We start from the raw sequence: 14,335 nt of genomic DNA, 5'->3' as shown, positions 1-14,335 counted from the left end.
GCGCAAAGTGCCAGCATCTCACCTAAAAGCGTGCCTGATATTTAGGCAAAAACCGTCTTTTAGGAGACTTATCGAATAAGTCAGCTGTGCGCTCATTTCTGACATTAAAAAGGGGACTCGAAGTTCGACAACCAATTTCGTACGTAACTCTAAAGGTTAACAGTTCTTCAGGCATCGCGTATAGAGCGGAAGGCGAAATTTGAGAATCGGAGGGAAATTAGAGGCTTTCCCATCAAATCAATTTTAAATTAGCAAGTCATTTGTGATGGACCTTAATTCGGAATTTCTTTCAGATCGAACGTAAATTCATTCGTACCCGATCCCACTTCGACCTTGAGGGGACTGGTGGCGATTTTTTGTGCCAGCTTGGGAATGGCGAGGGACGGCTTTGGTTTGGGGGCCGTTTCAATTCCGGGAATCACTGGTTCTTCAGGAGGGGGATTGATGGTCACTGTATAGGATCCGAGTGCCACCATTGTCATCGTTGTTTTTCCCTCATCGTCGAGCGTGCCACCTCCGCCTTCTCCCGTTTGTTCATTTACGAGATCGACCTGCACGTCAGTCACAGGTTCACTGCCATTTTTAATCAGAATCGTAACATCGCCCCGTGGTTTATCTGAACCGGGCGAATGATCACAGCTGTTGAGACCGACAAGGAATAAAACTAACAGGCCAGTCAGAGCGAGTTGTCGACATGCGGAAGGGGAAAACGGAATATATTTCATGATCTTATCCAGCAGCATTGTTTGATAGAAGTTAAATCGCCATCTCCCCTGATCCAGGGGCAGGGGAGTTCAGGCAGATAGAATAAGAGGGAGATTAATACTCTCCAATCACTTTACCATCATCGCGCACACATAATTGTCTGAGCGTATCCATGTCAATGTTTTCAGAAATAAATCGAACGGAACCGTCGGTTAAGACAGCATGTACGCCCCCGACATGATGCGAGTTAATGATGGTGTTGGCTGAATAACGACTGTTTCCCGGTGAGGGGGCGGTCGATTTCCAATACGCATTCGGAGGATAGCGAACCGTTGTGGTACCAGCGGCATACCAGAAGCCACCTGCACTAAGTGGAAGCGGAGTCCGTGCATTCCAGGAAGTCAGACTCGAATTAGCCCAGCCGTGCCAGGCACCCAGAGCATTCGCACTTTTCTGAGTGCCACTCACTTGTCCTGACTGTTCTGCAAGGATGATGGTATTCGTGGTTCCGTCTGTACAATCGCGAAATCGCTTGCTTTCATAGGGAATCAGCATTCCCGTATTACAGTTACTGGAACTGCTTGCCAGAATATCTCCCGTACAGACATTCGTTCGACCTGCCGGGTCCGGTGTTGCTCCCGAGATACCAACATAGTCAATGATCATACTTTGCAGGCTGGAGTCCGCATTGCTGGCAGAGTAATTAAAATCGGACGTGTTGGTCATGCCATAGGGATTGGAAGGACACTTATAGACGGGGAGACGAACCGAATATAGAACTGTGTTTCCCGGAAATCCTGAATGCGCCCAATAGCCGTTGGCTCTGGTTAACTGGTTATAGACATTTGCCTGATCCAGGTAAGGCAGAACGCCGACGCGCCAGTTGGGGAAAGAGCCGGTTTGTGAACCGATCGGTAAGACGGTGAAATTATCGTTGTAATTGTGCAGTGCCAGACCGAGTTGTTTCATATTGTTTTTACAGGTTGAGCGGCGGGCCGCTTCACGCGCCTGTTGAACTGCTGGCAGTAAGAGTGCAATCAGAATTGCAATGATCGCAATCACGACGAGTAACTCAATTAAGGTGAAGCCTCGTTTGGGGTGAGATTGGTATTTCATAATCGGTACCTGTGGAAGGAAAAGGAAGGAATGTAAACCGTGAGGATTTTTATAGAAGCAATTTGGATGCCATAATTAACTATTGTTACAAAATAATGCTAAATAATAGGAGGTGAAACACTTATTGGATAGGTTTTATGCATTATTTCAAAATCGATTCCTGGTATTGGGAAAATTTTGTAACGTAAGTGTTTTATTTAAAATGACTTATGGTTAATTGACTGATTGGGCGATTTTGCACGATTTCGATCGTTTCATGATACGAGAGTGAGTCGGCTCCAAGTTGTATGCTTAATCGATACTCAGGTTCTGCACAAAATCGTTGCTGATCAATCGGCTTATTTCAACATAAACGATCAGGGAATGGGCCGTTTGAACCAGGTATGATCGGGGACCTGTCAGCGTATGAATTCATCGATCATATCTGAAAGCGGTGTCCCGGCGGTCTGCTGGAATTCGTACCGGACTCGGACGATAGGAATGGTTGTCTGGATGACGTGAGACAGTCCGGCTGGCGTGGCGTCGATAATGAGATCGGCCTCGGATGTCTGGATTGTTTGGCTCAGCTCAGCTCGCTGCGTCTCTGAGTATCCGAGTGCGGGTAAGATCGGCCCCATATGCGGGTATTGTTGATATGCCTTTGCGATACTTCCGACAGCGAACGCGCGCGGATCAATCACCTGCTTTGCCTGAAACTGATTTGCCGCGCAATAGCCGGCTCCTATCTTCATTCCTCCGTGGAGGAGAGTCGGGCCGTCCTCAACCACAAGTACCCTGCGATTTGTAATTTTCTCCGGTTCCTGAACAACAATTTCAAGATTCGATTCAACCACGACGGCAGTTGGATTCAATCGTTGGATATTTGCTTTGATTTGCGAAAGGCTTTCAGATTCCGCAGTCGCCACTTTATTGATCACGATCACGTCCGCCATTCGCAGATTTGATTCGCCGGGGTAATACTGCACTTCGTGACCGGGACGCAAAGCGTCGGCAACGGTAATCAGTAAGTCAGGCCTGACAAATGAGAAGTCATTGTTGCCGCCATCCCACAAAATGATGTCTGCTTCCTGTTCGGCGGTGCGTAGAATCAGTTCGTAGTCGACGCCGGCAAAGATCGGAAGCCCCAACTCAAGATAAGGTTCATATTCTTCGCGTTCTTCAATCGTACAATCATATGCATTCAGATCCACTTCGGTAGCGAATCGTTGGCAGCGCTGTTGTTCCAGTTCGCCGTAAGGCATTGGATGTCGAATGACGCCTGGAGTCAGTTTCAATTCAGAAAGTCGGCTGGCAATCCAGCGTGTCAAAGGACTTTTGCCGGCACCCGTTCTGACGGCCGTGACGGCAATCACGGGTTTGGCTGACTGCAGCTGAAAGTGGTTCGGTCCCAGTAAAACGAAACTGGCTCCGCATGACTGCACGAGCGAGGCCGTATGCATCACTGTGTCGTAGGCGAGATCACTGTAAGCCAGAAAAACGAAATCGATTTCAAACTGGTTAATGAGTTCTGGTAATTGTTCTTCTGGGAAAATAGGAATGTCAGATTCATAGTCCGGCCCCGCCAGTGACTGCGGAAAAACGCGCGTATCAATGTACGGTATTTGTGTGGCGGTAAAAGCACAGACATGGAATTCAGGATGCTTGCGAAAGAATGTCTGAAAATCATGAAAGTCACGTCCTGCCGCACCGGCAATAATACAATTGAATTTCGAGTGCATGAATTCAATCCTTTTCTCTAGAGCGTCTTACATTTTACCATAGCGTGCTTCAATCAAATGTACTCGGTCGAAATAGACTAGGAGACGCTACAGTAAACCTGGGCACAGGCTAGTGCTTTGTCAAGCTGGAATTTGAGGGTGGGGAGTGTTGTTTACGTGCTCCGTTGTCGCACTCTCGTGATATCTATTAACCCAAAATTTAAAAATGACACTCCACTAGTCATGTTCAATGATCGTTCCCGACTGACCCTGTAACGCCTGCTCAAGGTTGTCAACATTGCAGATAATCGTGCGGCAGTCAGTTCTGGATGAAAACTGGATTCCGGCTTCGACCTTCGGTTGCATACTGCCTTCACCGAAATGTCCCTCCTCAAGCATACGCTGTGCTTCAGAGATTCCGATTCTGCCGATGGGACTTTGGTTTGGTGTGTTAAAATCGCAATAAGCACAAGGGACATTGGTCAGAATCAAAAGAAGCCGTGCATCAACCAATGTACCCAGCAGCGCGGAAGTCAGATCCTTATCCACGACAGCTTCGACGCCTTGCATTTGACCTTCATGGCGAATCACTGGAATCCCACCCCCGCCCGCAGCGACAACGATCACACTTGCGCGAAGCAGCGACTCAATTACAGCGACGTCAACAATCTCACGTGGCTGGGGAGAAGGAACGATTCGCCGGAATCCACGTTCGCCCTCTTCCCGCAACGGGAATCCGCGTTGACGAATTTCATCTGCCTGGGCTGCGGTGTAGAAGGGGCCAATTGCTTTCGTCGGGTGAACGAACGCCGGATCGTCCTGATCGACGACGACTTGTGTCAGAATGGAAGCAATCGGGCGATGCAGGCCTCTCTCATCTAAAACATTGTGTAAGGTCTGGGTAATCACGTACCCCAGTTCACCTTCAGACTCGGCAACACAGACCTCGAGCGGAATCGCATAGGCTTTGCCCAGCGCTTCTTCGACTCGAATCAGCATATGCCCGACTTGAGGTCCGTTGCCATGCGAGATCATTAATTCGCGATCATCAATCAGTAGCGGCGAAAGTGATTCAAAAACCAGCTTGGCAAACTCAAACTGTCGGGCCATCGTAAGGGGGGCACCCGGTGCTGCAAACGCATTGCCTCCCAGCGCCAGGATCGTTCGGTCTGTCATGAGCTGTTATCCAGTGGTTATTGTCCCGGTAGTGGTGGTCTGGGATCAGGAGGGAGCCCCAAGGGGGTTCCGGGAGTCCACAACAGGCGGCCTGTGTCGGTCAGCATTTGTTGCTCCAGTAGTGTGGCGATTTCTGTCAATCGTTCCAGCACGCGGCCATGAAAACTACGCTTGTCAGATATATCCCCCGCCTTCATGCCGGTGAACAGTTCGATTGCCTGATCGATATCGGACACCGCCCAGACGTGAAATTGTTTTTGACGAATCGCTTTGACAAGATCGTCTCGTAATACAAGATTCTGTGCGTTCGATTCCGGAATGCAGACTCCCTGTGTTCCCGTCAGTCCCGATTCATTACAAACATCGAAGAAACCTTCGATCTTTTCGTTCACACCTCCAATTGCCTGCACTTCACCCCATTGATTGAGGGACCCTGTGATGGCCAGATCCTGTCGGAGTGGAACATTCGCCAGGGCACTGAGCAGACAGAGCAATTCTGCGATCGAAGCACTGTCTCCATCGACGCCGCCGTAGCTTTGCTCCATTGCAATACTGGCGGACAGAGTTAAAGGTTGCTCACCCGCATAATAATTTCGTAACAGCCCTTCAAGAATCAGCATCCCCTTGTCAAAGGTATTGCCGCTCATTCGGCTTTCTCGTTCGATATTAATAATGCCGGCGGTACCGACGCCCACACTGGCCGTCAAGCGGGAAGGTCGCCCAAACGCATAATCTCCGAGGTCGGCAACAGCCAGCCCGTTAATCTGGCTGACTTCGGTGCCTTCCACCTGAATCAGCAGCGTTCCATCTGAAATCAGTCCACGGATTTTTTCGGCAATCAGGTCAGAACGATAGACGCGTTCCTGTACTGCCTGGCGAACATATTTTGCTTTCACGACTTTGAGTTTTTTCTTGCTGGCCCAGAAACTGGCTTCACGTGCCACATCTGCGATATGACTGAAGACCGAAGTTACTTTTTTCTGATCACTTGCCAGCCGCGCTCCAACACAAACCAGCTCTGCGATTGCCGATGCGTCAAAAGGGAGTAGCTCTTCTTTTTCTGAAAGCTGACGGACCAGGCGACCATAAATCAAGCCTGTCTCGGTATCTCGATTCATTTCCGGATCAAAGTCGGCTTTCACTCGAAATATTTCCCGAAAGTCTTCATCGTGCAGGTAGAGTAGATGGTAGATTAAGGGTTCACCCAGCGCAACCAGTCGTACATTCAGCGGAATTGGTTCGGGCTGCAGCGCGGTCACTGTAAACATGGCGAAGGGATCTTGTACCTGAATGCCGAGCGATCGACTTTTGAGTGTGCGTTTCAATTCTTTCCACACAAATGGTTCAATGATCGCATCCATCAAATTGATAACCAGATAGCCGCCATTTGCTTTCAGTAGACTGCCTGATTTAATCCGTGTGAAATTGGTAATCACGCGGCCGGCTCGATCCACAACCCGCTCGATGGTTCCAAACAGATTTCGGTAATTGGGCGCGTCTTCCACAATGATCGGCGGCTCTTTCAAATGGCTGTTGTCCACGACAACGTTGATGTGGTATTCCAGAAAACGCTGCTCCGGGTCGGTTGCTCCTTCCCCCATCATCATCGCTGCAACTTGAGGCGGCATATCAGAGACATCACGGAACAGATTCAGATGGTCAATGATATGTTTTTTGAGACGGTCAAACCATTCATTGAGTTTGGGGTGATCGTACTTTTGCTGGAGTTCCACAGCCAGCGGTTCCACCAGATGGACGGCGAACCGCTGCGCCACTTCACGAACGTCGGTCGAAAGTTGTCGCTGGATTTCCCGTTGTTCCTGTAGCACGCGACCGGCCATTTCTACCAGTTCGTCCTGGTGGCTGTCCAGAACTTTCATTTCCTCAGGCGTCAGTTGCTCAATTTCTTTCTGCGTCATGGGACGGTTATCTTTGAGCGGGATGAATAAAATTTGTCCGTCCGGAAGCTGCTGGACTGTCATGCCGTGTTGCTCTGCCAGCTTAAGGAGTTTGTCGAAGACCTCGTCGCCGCGCTTGCGATAGACCTGTCGGAGCTTCTCTTTTTCTTTACCAAAGTCTTCTTCTTTAAAAGCTTTCGGCAGAGATTCCTGCAGCTGTTCGATCAGCGTTTCCATATCTCCACGCAGCTGGATACCTTGTCCTGTGGGAAGGTGGATTGCCAGTGGACAATCCGGTTCATCAAAATTATTGACATAGACCCAGTCGGGAGGAGTGGATGCATCCAGAACCCGTTCACGCAATGCGTGCGTCACCAGTTCCATTTGGCCTGTTCCCATCAGCCCGGCGATGTAGATATGGTAATTGGGATGTCGAATTCCCGTTCCCAGATCAAGAGCCCTGAGTGCACGAGGCTGGCCGACGATTTCAGTTAAAGGATCTAATTCAGCGGTTGTTTTGAAACCGAACGATTTGGGATCAAGATCTAAAGTGACTTCGCTCGCATTCAGTTCGCGGTATTCCGTGGTGTTCGTCATCAGTTTCCTCGGCTGGCCGGCTAAATCAGGGTTGCTGTTTGAGTTTTTGTTTGGGAATTCTCAAGATCAATGTTCCCGATTGTGCTTCGCGTTTCACATGGTGAGGGTCGACTGCTTGGTCCAGTGAAAAACGACGGTAAAAGCTTCCTTTCCGCCGCTCAATACAGACGCCTTGTGCCGATTTTTCGACGCATCCCGTGTGTCTTGTGCCAGAGATAGAAAGCGAATGCTGATTGACTTCGACGTGAATCTCTTCAGGGGGCACACCGGGAACATCAGCTTCCACAAAATAATTGTCTGTGGTTTCATAGATATCAATGTCCGGCTGCCAGACACCGCTGGGGCCAGTAAGCCCCCATTGGCCATGAATCAATTCATCAAAAGCCTGATCGATCTGCTGTTCCAGATTTCGCAGTCGAATGGGTTTCCAGGGTAAATGCGACATGGGATCACCTGTTATCAAATTCAAGGATCAGAAGCATGTAAATAGGATCAACGACTCTTAATAGTCTACCCGGATCAGACTGGCTCGTCTACAACACCAAATCTGTTTGAGATAAGTTGCTCGCCGGATGCTCTGCCAATCAGGTGTTTTCAAAGAGGTCCGTGAAAGCGAGAGTGCGGCTGAATTGCTTTGTAGAAATAATGTGATTTCGCTACAGCTTCATATTACGATGCAGTATCATTGAATTGTCTGTCAGACGAAACAATCAGGGATTCCCGTCTACAACACTTCATATTATCCGGTTTCGAACTCGGTTTTTTATCTTTACCCCCCATTGAGAGCAGCGAAATGAAATCTATCATTACTTTTGGCATGCTGGTTTGCGTTCTCACCAGTAGCATGTTGGCAGAGGAAAAGCCCCAAGCACAAACGAAGCGTTCCTCATCTGAATCGGCAGAAAAAGAGTCGACGCATCCCAACATTGTTGTGTTTCTGGCGGACGATCAGGGATGGGGGGATGTGAGCCACAATGGAAATACGAATTTGCATACGCCGAATATCGATTCACTGGTTCGTGATGGTGTGCGGTTTAATCGCTTTTATGTTGGCGCAGTCTGTGCTCCCACACGAGCCGCTTTTCTCACAGGACGCTACCATGCCCGCACGGGAACCACGGGAGTCTCAAAAGGGGAAGAACGCTTTAATTCGGATGAATATACGATTGCGCAAGTCTTCAAGAAAGCGGGGTACGCGACGGGCGCATTCGGGAAATGGCACAATGGAACGCAGTATCCCAACCATCCCAATGCGAAAGGGTTCGAGGAATTTTACGGTTTCACCTCCGGACACTGGGGGCATTACTTCAGTCCGATGCTCGATCATAATGGCACCTTCGTGAAGGGGAACGGTTACATCACCGACGATTTGACAGACAAGGCGATGGCATTTATTAAAAAACAGGTCCAGGACAACAAACCGTTTTTTACGTACATTCCTTATTGCATGCCTCATTCTCCTATGCAGGTCCCCGATCAGTTCTGGGATCGCTTTGCAGATAAAAAATTAGAGATGCACAATCGAGAGCCAGGGAAAGAACAGCCCGATCATCTCCGTGCCGCCCTGGCAATGTGTGAGAATGTCGACTGGAACGTCGGGCGTGTCCTGAAAGAACTCAACCGTCTGGGAATCGCAGATAATACGATCGTGATCTATTTTTCGGACAACGGCCCCAACGGATTTCGCTGGAATGGGGATATGAAAGGCAAGAAAGGCTCACTCGATGAAGGGGGAGTTCGTTCGCCATTCGTCATCCGCTGGACGGGCCATCTGCCCGCCGGTCATGAGGTCGACAAGATCGCTGGTGCAATTGATATCTTGCCTACCTTGGCCGATCTGGCAGGAATTCCACGTCCCGAGCCAAAACCCATTGATGGCGTCAGTCTCAAACCACTCATAATGGATTCAGCATCTGATTGGCCGGATCGCATGATTTTCTCAAGCTTGCGCCAGCGGATCAGTGTTCGTACCGATCAGTATCGTCTGTCACATAAAGGGGAACTTTATGATATGACGAAAGATCCCGGCCAGCGAAACGACATCGCCAAACAGAATCCAGAGGTGGCCGCAAAATTGAAGCAGGCTGTCGCAAGCTGGCAGAAGTCGGTCTGGCCGGATGGTTATTCAAAAGATACGCGACCGTTTTTAATCGGGTATGGCGGCGCACCAACCACCCAGCTGCCGGCCCGCGATGCGATTTCACACGGCGGAATCAAACGTTCCTCACGTCATCCGAACTGTTCCTTTTTTTATCATTGGACTAATACCGATGACAGCATCACCTGGGATGCGAAAGTAGTTGAAGGGGGAACGTACGAAGCAGTGCTGTACTATACCTGTCCTCAGGCAGACGTTGGTTCAACCGTTCAACTGAGTTTCAATGGCAGCAACGTTCAAGGGAAGATCATAGAGGCTCATAGCCCGCCACTTCAGGGAGAAGCGCAGGATCGGGCCAAACGGTCTGAATCGTTTGTGAAAGATTTCAAACCGATGGTGCTGGGAAAGATCAAATTATCTCCAGGAACCGGCCCATTGACCCTGCGTGCTCTGGAAATTCCAGGCAGCCAGGTCATGGATTTTCGTCTGCTGATTCTCAGGCGGGTTCCATAAGGAAACTAATTTATTCGTGATCAGAGCTATCTCGATTCTAGCCGGAAACTGTCTCAAATGACTGGAATCATCTCAAAAGGCAGGTCATAATACTCACTAACGAGATGTTGAGTCTAAAACTCTTTTAAATCACTTTACTTGATGGATACACCATGAAACATCACCTGACATTTTCTGCGATCTGCATCGCATTACTGTGTAACGTAACGACCTACGCCGGCGACAAAGGCTTCACTCCTCTGTTTGACGGCAAGACCCTCGACGGCTGGGTTCAGCAAGGCGGGAAAGCCAAATATGAAGTGGTCGATGATACGATCGTTGGCACCTCGGTCCCCAAAACCCCCAACAGCTTCCTCTGCACAAAAAAGATGTACGGTGACTTTGAACTGGAAGTCGATTTCAAAGTTGATCCATTGTTGAACTCAGGCATTCAGATTCGCAGTAATGTCTTCGATGATGACAAGGTCCTTAAAATCAAAGACAAGAATGGCAAAGAGTCAAAGAAGAAAATTCCTGCAGGTCGTGTTCACGGCTATCAGGTCGAAATCGATCCTTCCAAACGTGCCTGGTCGGGTGGGATTTACGATGAAGGCCGACGCGGCTGGTTGAACAATCTTGCTGATAACAAAGCCGCCCAGAAAGCGTTCAAGCAGAACGAGTGGAATCATTACCGGATCGTCTGCAAAGGGGATTCCATTAAGACCTGGATTAACGGCGTCCCCGCCGCTGATCTTAAAGATGGTCTGACACCGGAAGGTTTCATTGCCCTCCAGGTGCACGGCGTCGGGAACCATCCCGAAAAAGTTGGCAAGCAGGTCAGCTGGCGCAACATCAAAATTAAAGAGCTGAAATAATACGAGCGAAGTAAAATATCAAAAGTCTGCGTCGCAGGAAAGCCATCCCGAGACGCAGTTTTTTATGCGCTCCTCACGACCGATTGTTGCTCGAACAAAACTGGGTTCTTCCAATTCTCCCAGACTGTTTTGGTACCCAACGGTTCTTACTTTGAGCTTGTTCTGTGCACGGTGCTTGACTCCGGCTTTAGAGGTATTGTTGCCCGTACGCCGAATCCACCACTGACGCCGTTCATATCAGTCCACAGCGTTCCTTCGCCCGCGTAGAGAAAGTTGAGATCGATGTTTTCAGGCAGGTTTGTTGCAAAGAACCAGTCGTTATAGGCTTTTGCTGATCCGAATGCTTCCACGGCCAGTTTAAACCGGTCGGCTTTGGCTTCTTCTACCATTTTTTTGCCTTCGTTTGTGGCTTCTCCCAGAATTGTGGCAGCCTGCGCTTTCAACTCTTCCGTTTCTTTGTTGATCGCAGCCACCAGCTTTCCGGTTTCAGCATGAATCTTCGCAGCCTCGCGTTCACCGCCGGCCTTTGCTTCTTCCACTTGCTTTTCGGTATCTGCGTCCACGGTATCGGTCGCCAGTCCGACTTTATTTTCCGCTTCACGCAGCTTGGCTTCTTCCTTGGCTGTGGTCTGTTCTTCTTCCCGAGTGAGTTTCATTTCATCTGCAATGAACGCCATCTGAATCGGTTCACGTACCTGTTTGGGAATATACACGTGGCGAACCAGACCGTACAACAGCGTGATCTCTTTGTCGTCCAGCACACCATGAAACTGTTCCAGGCAGGTTTTCTGATAGACCTCTCGATCACTGCCCACCAGTAGCTGGACCGCCTTGTATTCTGATCCATTATTACGGCAGATAGATTCAATTTGAGGCAAAACAACTTTTTTCTCAACCTGGTCCACATTACCGAATGTACGAACTGCATGGGGGGCCTGGCTGGGCATCAAACCCCAGATTCCGGTAAAGTCGATATGCATTGGAAATCCATCCGCACTTGGAAACGCGATTCCACTGTGCGTGTCAGCAATCAGAGGTTCTCCGTTTTCATCGACAAGAGTATTCCCCTCGGCATCACGTTTGACTTCCACTCGTATGGTACTGTGACGGAAGCCGATTTCCACGATATCGATTTGTTGCTCACGTCCGTTGATTGGATAGTTTCCAGGAGGAAGCACCTCTTCCTGAACACCTTTTTTAACGCCCGTGGCTTTATTATCTGACAGTTGAGTGACGACGCCCACGTACCCGGTTGGGATCTCAACCCAGCCTGCTACTTTATTTGATTGACCGGATGTGAAATCGATTTGTTTCTTCACTTCGACAGTGTATCCGTAAGGATTAATTCGGTAACGTCCGGGATGCAGCACCTTGCGGAGCACCCCTTTGTATTCGGTGTTCCCGATATCACCGTCAACGAGGAAGTCAGCTCCTTCGAGGTTCTTTCCCAGTTTACAGGTGACTTCGCCGATTTCTCCGGGCTTGATTACAACGTCATCGACAATTTTACGTTCCCACCAGATCGGGCAGTAGAAATGACGTCCGGGGCCGCGTAGTTCTGCCTGCACTCCCATCTGTCCTTTTTGAGCCCACATGCCGGGTTCTGCTTTGTTCCGACTTCCAAAGATCAGCGGGCCTTTGTATCGCAACTGCAAACTCTGTCCCTCTTCAACGTAGATCCGGTCTATGGTCCAGTGAAAGGCCAGGCCTGCCATGAGCAGTAACAACAGTAAGATCGTAATCGGAATGGTTAATATTTTGATTTTATTCATGAGTCTTCTCCTGAAGAGAAATTTCTATTTTGTTTGGTTATGATTGAATGCTCGTCAGATTTAGTTGCCAGATGTTTTCGAGAGGGCAGGTTGAGGTACCGCCTGTTTTTCATCGACGAAATTATCGAACACTCTCATCAACGGAGAGTCCGCCGTATTGGTCATGATCTTCTTGAAGCCCGGTGCGAGCTTCTGATAGAGGACATAACGACCAAAACTGGATCCATCGCCGCCGAAGGCTTCCACCGTTCGTTTCCATCCGGCGGCATCAGCAACATTCTCAAAACCGATCACAGCTGCTTCCGCACGTGTCTTTGCAAGAATCGCCAGGGCTTTATCTTTGGCGGCTTCGAGTTCTTCCTGCGCTACCTCTTTGTCCCGTTCCGCTTCTTCAAGGGCGACTCCCTGTTCCTGTTTCGCCAGGGTGATCTGTTTAATGATCTCCCGTTCCGCATTAATCAGTTCTTTCTTCTGTTCGATTAATGCGGTTTCCGTTGCGAGTACCGCTTCTTGGTCTTTCTGCAATGTTTCCTGTTTGTATTGCCCTTTCTTTTGAACGGCAAGTTCTCGATCTCGTAAGGGTTCGGCAATCGCTTCGGGTGGTTTAATCGTGGTAATCAAAGCTTGTACAATTTCAATGCCTTGCTCTTTACAGGTTTCAGTGATTTTGGTTTGAAACTCTTTCTGGAAGGCGGCCCGGGTTTCGCCACCAATGAATTCGCGGGCGCTGGTGTTGGAACCGCGTAAACGGCAGAAGGCACGCGCATTCGGCATGATGACCTTATTGATGATCTCATCCGCGATTTCTGTTGAAGTAAGTTCATCGTTGGAGACATCGTTGTAAGTCACATAAGTTTGGGCCGCCGTTTCCGGTATCACACGAAACTCGATCACGCCGTCGAGGGTAATCGGAAAACCATCCTTACTGGGAAACATCATCACCCCTCCCTGTGACAGGTCAAACCGTAGCGAACGCGTGTCGATAGCATTGATCCGAATGGTATAGGGATTGAGGTAATACGTCCCCTCATCCAGGGTTGTCTGTTGGGGCCCTCGATGATCGGCTTCCACCAGCAGTTTGTTGGGATCCTTCGGCATGGGCCCCGCCAGATTCGTGACAATACCTTTATAACCGGCTGGAATGACTTTGGGCTCCCAGAGTTCGATGATCTCAATATAGTCACTTTTATATCGAGGCGGACCAATCGGTTTCTTGGTGATCCGGTCGATCACCAGTGCGTTGATGGCATACCGACCCGGCTTGAGAACTTCCTGGATGATCCCCTTGTGCTTTTCGCTGGTTGACATGAAATCTCCCGGGGGCAGATCTTCGCCGTACAGGCGAATACGAACTCCCATTGAGTCGGCCGGGATTTCAACCATCGGATAGATTTCCCAGTTCCAGTGGTAACAGTTATAAAAGTAGCGTCCTTCCGGCAAGACTTCTCGCTGCAGGCCTTTGTGGACGGCTTTTTTCAGGGTGGCGTCAGGCGAGATTTCCTGGTCATTGGTAAGGTCAATCCCGGTCTTTCTCGTTAAAACGGCAAAGTGTTTGGCGGGGACATCAATGCGAAACTGTGTGTAAATGATGTATCCACCAATGACGAAAAATAATCCCGCCAGAAAGAGTCCTACAATTCCAAACTTGATCCAAAGCATTCTGGCTTTCATCTTATACTCGTCCCTCATGTCTGTTCCTCCCGTTGAATTGAAGCCAGCTTCCACAGGAATCTCTGAGCCGGCCCTTGCTGTTGTTTCTCTTCATCATGAAGTTGTGAATATTCTCTAACTATGGTCTGTGAGGGTAATAAAGTTTCCCCCGTTTGTAAGTGCAATCATCATCGATCGTATCTGTGATAATCATATTCAGTATTGGTTATGTGATGTAAGGCGTTAGTTGGTAATGTCT

10 protein-coding genes are annotated in these 14,335 nt (G+C 49.2%); 2 read left to right on the top strand and 8 right to left on the bottom strand.

The features are described from left to right. Positions 1-272: 272 nt before the first annotated feature. From Enr17x_RS20495 to Enr17x_RS20470, 6 genes are all read right to left on the bottom strand, one after another. The gene (locus Enr17x_RS20495) at positions 273-725 is read right to left on the bottom strand and encodes a hypothetical protein (RefSeq protein ID WP_145311568.1); all 453 of its coding nucleotides are present in this window, start codon (positions 723-725) and stop codon (positions 273-275) included. A gap of 94 nt (positions 726-819) precedes the next feature. Then, positions 820-1,821: a DUF1559 domain-containing protein gene (locus Enr17x_RS20490; RefSeq protein ID WP_145311567.1), complete on the bottom strand. Its 1,002-nt coding sequence runs from the start codon at positions 1,819-1,821 to the stop codon at positions 820-822. Between the two features lie 398 nt (positions 1,822-2,219). Next, positions 2,220-3,539 carry a cyclic 2,3-diphosphoglycerate synthase gene (locus Enr17x_RS20485; protein WP_145311566.1) on the bottom strand — a complete coding sequence of 440 codons (1,320 nt, stop codon included), beginning with the start codon at positions 3,537-3,539 and terminating at the stop codon, positions 2,220-2,222. Between the two features lie 216 nt (positions 3,540-3,755). Beyond that, positions 3,756-4,694 (bottom strand): carbamate kinase, encoded by a 939-nt coding sequence (locus tag Enr17x_RS20480; RefSeq protein ID WP_145311565.1) that lies wholly within the window; start codon positions 4,692-4,694, stop codon positions 3,756-3,758. Positions 4,695-4,711: 17 nt separating this feature from the next. Next, positions 4,712-7,189 (bottom strand): Lon protease family protein, encoded by a 2,478-nt coding sequence (locus tag Enr17x_RS20475; RefSeq protein WP_145311564.1) that lies wholly within the window; start codon positions 7,187-7,189, stop codon positions 4,712-4,714. A 25-nt stretch (positions 7,190-7,214) separates the two neighbouring features. Beyond that, on the bottom strand, positions 7,215-7,634 hold the full coding sequence (locus Enr17x_RS20470) for an Hsp20/alpha crystallin family protein (protein ID WP_145311563.1): 420 nt from the start codon (positions 7,632-7,634) through the stop codon (positions 7,215-7,217). Positions 7,635-7,982: 348 nt separating this feature from the next. On the opposite strand from Enr17x_RS20470, the gene Enr17x_RS20465 reads away from it, so the two are divergent. Further along, positions 7,983-9,800, top strand: coding sequence for an arylsulfatase (locus Enr17x_RS20465; protein ID WP_145311562.1), 1,818 nt, complete (start codon positions 7,983-7,985; stop codon positions 9,798-9,800). 152 nt (positions 9,801-9,952) lie between these two features. Beyond that, a complete protein-coding gene (locus Enr17x_RS20460; RefSeq protein ID WP_145311561.1) occupies positions 9,953-10,654 on the top strand; it encodes a 3-keto-disaccharide hydrolase in 702 nt (233 codons plus the stop codon). A gap of 146 nt (positions 10,655-10,800) precedes the next feature. On the opposite strand, the gene Enr17x_RS20455 is transcribed toward Enr17x_RS20460, so the two are convergent. Then, the gene (locus Enr17x_RS20455; protein ID WP_145311560.1) at positions 10,801-12,426 is read right to left on the bottom strand and encodes an SPFH domain-containing protein; all 1,626 of its coding nucleotides are present in this window, start codon (positions 12,424-12,426) and stop codon (positions 10,801-10,803) included. Between the two features lie 60 nt (positions 12,427-12,486). After that, positions 12,487-14,115 (bottom strand): SPFH domain-containing protein, encoded by a 1,629-nt coding sequence (locus Enr17x_RS20450; RefSeq protein ID WP_145311559.1) that lies wholly within the window; start codon positions 14,113-14,115, stop codon positions 12,487-12,489. Positions 14,116-14,335: the final 220 nt, after the last annotated feature.

Source organism: Gimesia fumaroli (assembly GCF_007754425.1).
Taxonomy (GTDB): Bacteria; Planctomycetota; Planctomycetia; order Planctomycetales; family Planctomycetaceae; genus Gimesia; species Gimesia fumaroli.
Note: the sequence above shows the minus strand (reverse complement) of the source record. Positions and strands in the feature narration are given on the sequence as shown.

Excerpts from the sequence above, each read along its gene's own strand:
- Enr17x_RS20455 (WP_145311560.1), bottom strand. The coding sequence starts at position 12,426 with ATGAATAAAATCAAAATATTAACCATTCCGATTACGATCTTACTGTTG.
- Enr17x_RS20495 (WP_145311568.1), bottom strand. The coding sequence starts at position 725 with ATGAAATATATTCCGTTTTCCCCTTCCGCATGTCGACAACTCGCTCTG.
- Enr17x_RS20475 (WP_145311564.1), bottom strand. The coding sequence starts at position 7,189 with ATGACGAACACCACGGAATACCGCGAACTGAATGCGAGCGAAGTCACT.
- Enr17x_RS20465 (WP_145311562.1), top strand. The coding sequence starts at position 7,983 with ATGAAATCTATCATTACTTTTGGCATGCTGGTTTGCGTTCTCACCAGT.
- Enr17x_RS20450 (WP_145311559.1), bottom strand. The coding sequence starts at position 14,115 with ATGAGGGACGAGTATAAGATGAAAGCCAGAATGCTTTGGATCAAGTTT.
- Enr17x_RS20470 (WP_145311563.1), bottom strand. The coding sequence starts at position 7,634 with ATGTCGCATTTACCCTGGAAACCCATTCGACTGCGAAATCTGGAACAG.
- Enr17x_RS20485 (WP_145311566.1), bottom strand. The coding sequence starts at position 3,539 with ATGCACTCGAAATTCAATTGTATTATTGCCGGTGCGGCAGGACGTGAC.
- Enr17x_RS20490 (WP_145311567.1), bottom strand. The coding sequence starts at position 1,821 with ATGAAATACCAATCTCACCCCAAACGAGGCTTCACCTTAATTGAGTTA.
- Enr17x_RS20480 (WP_145311565.1), bottom strand. The coding sequence starts at position 4,694 with ATGACAGACCGAACGATCCTGGCGCTGGGAGGCAATGCGTTTGCAGCA.
- Enr17x_RS20460 (WP_145311561.1), top strand. The coding sequence starts at position 9,953 with ATGAAACATCACCTGACATTTTCTGCGATCTGCATCGCATTACTGTGT.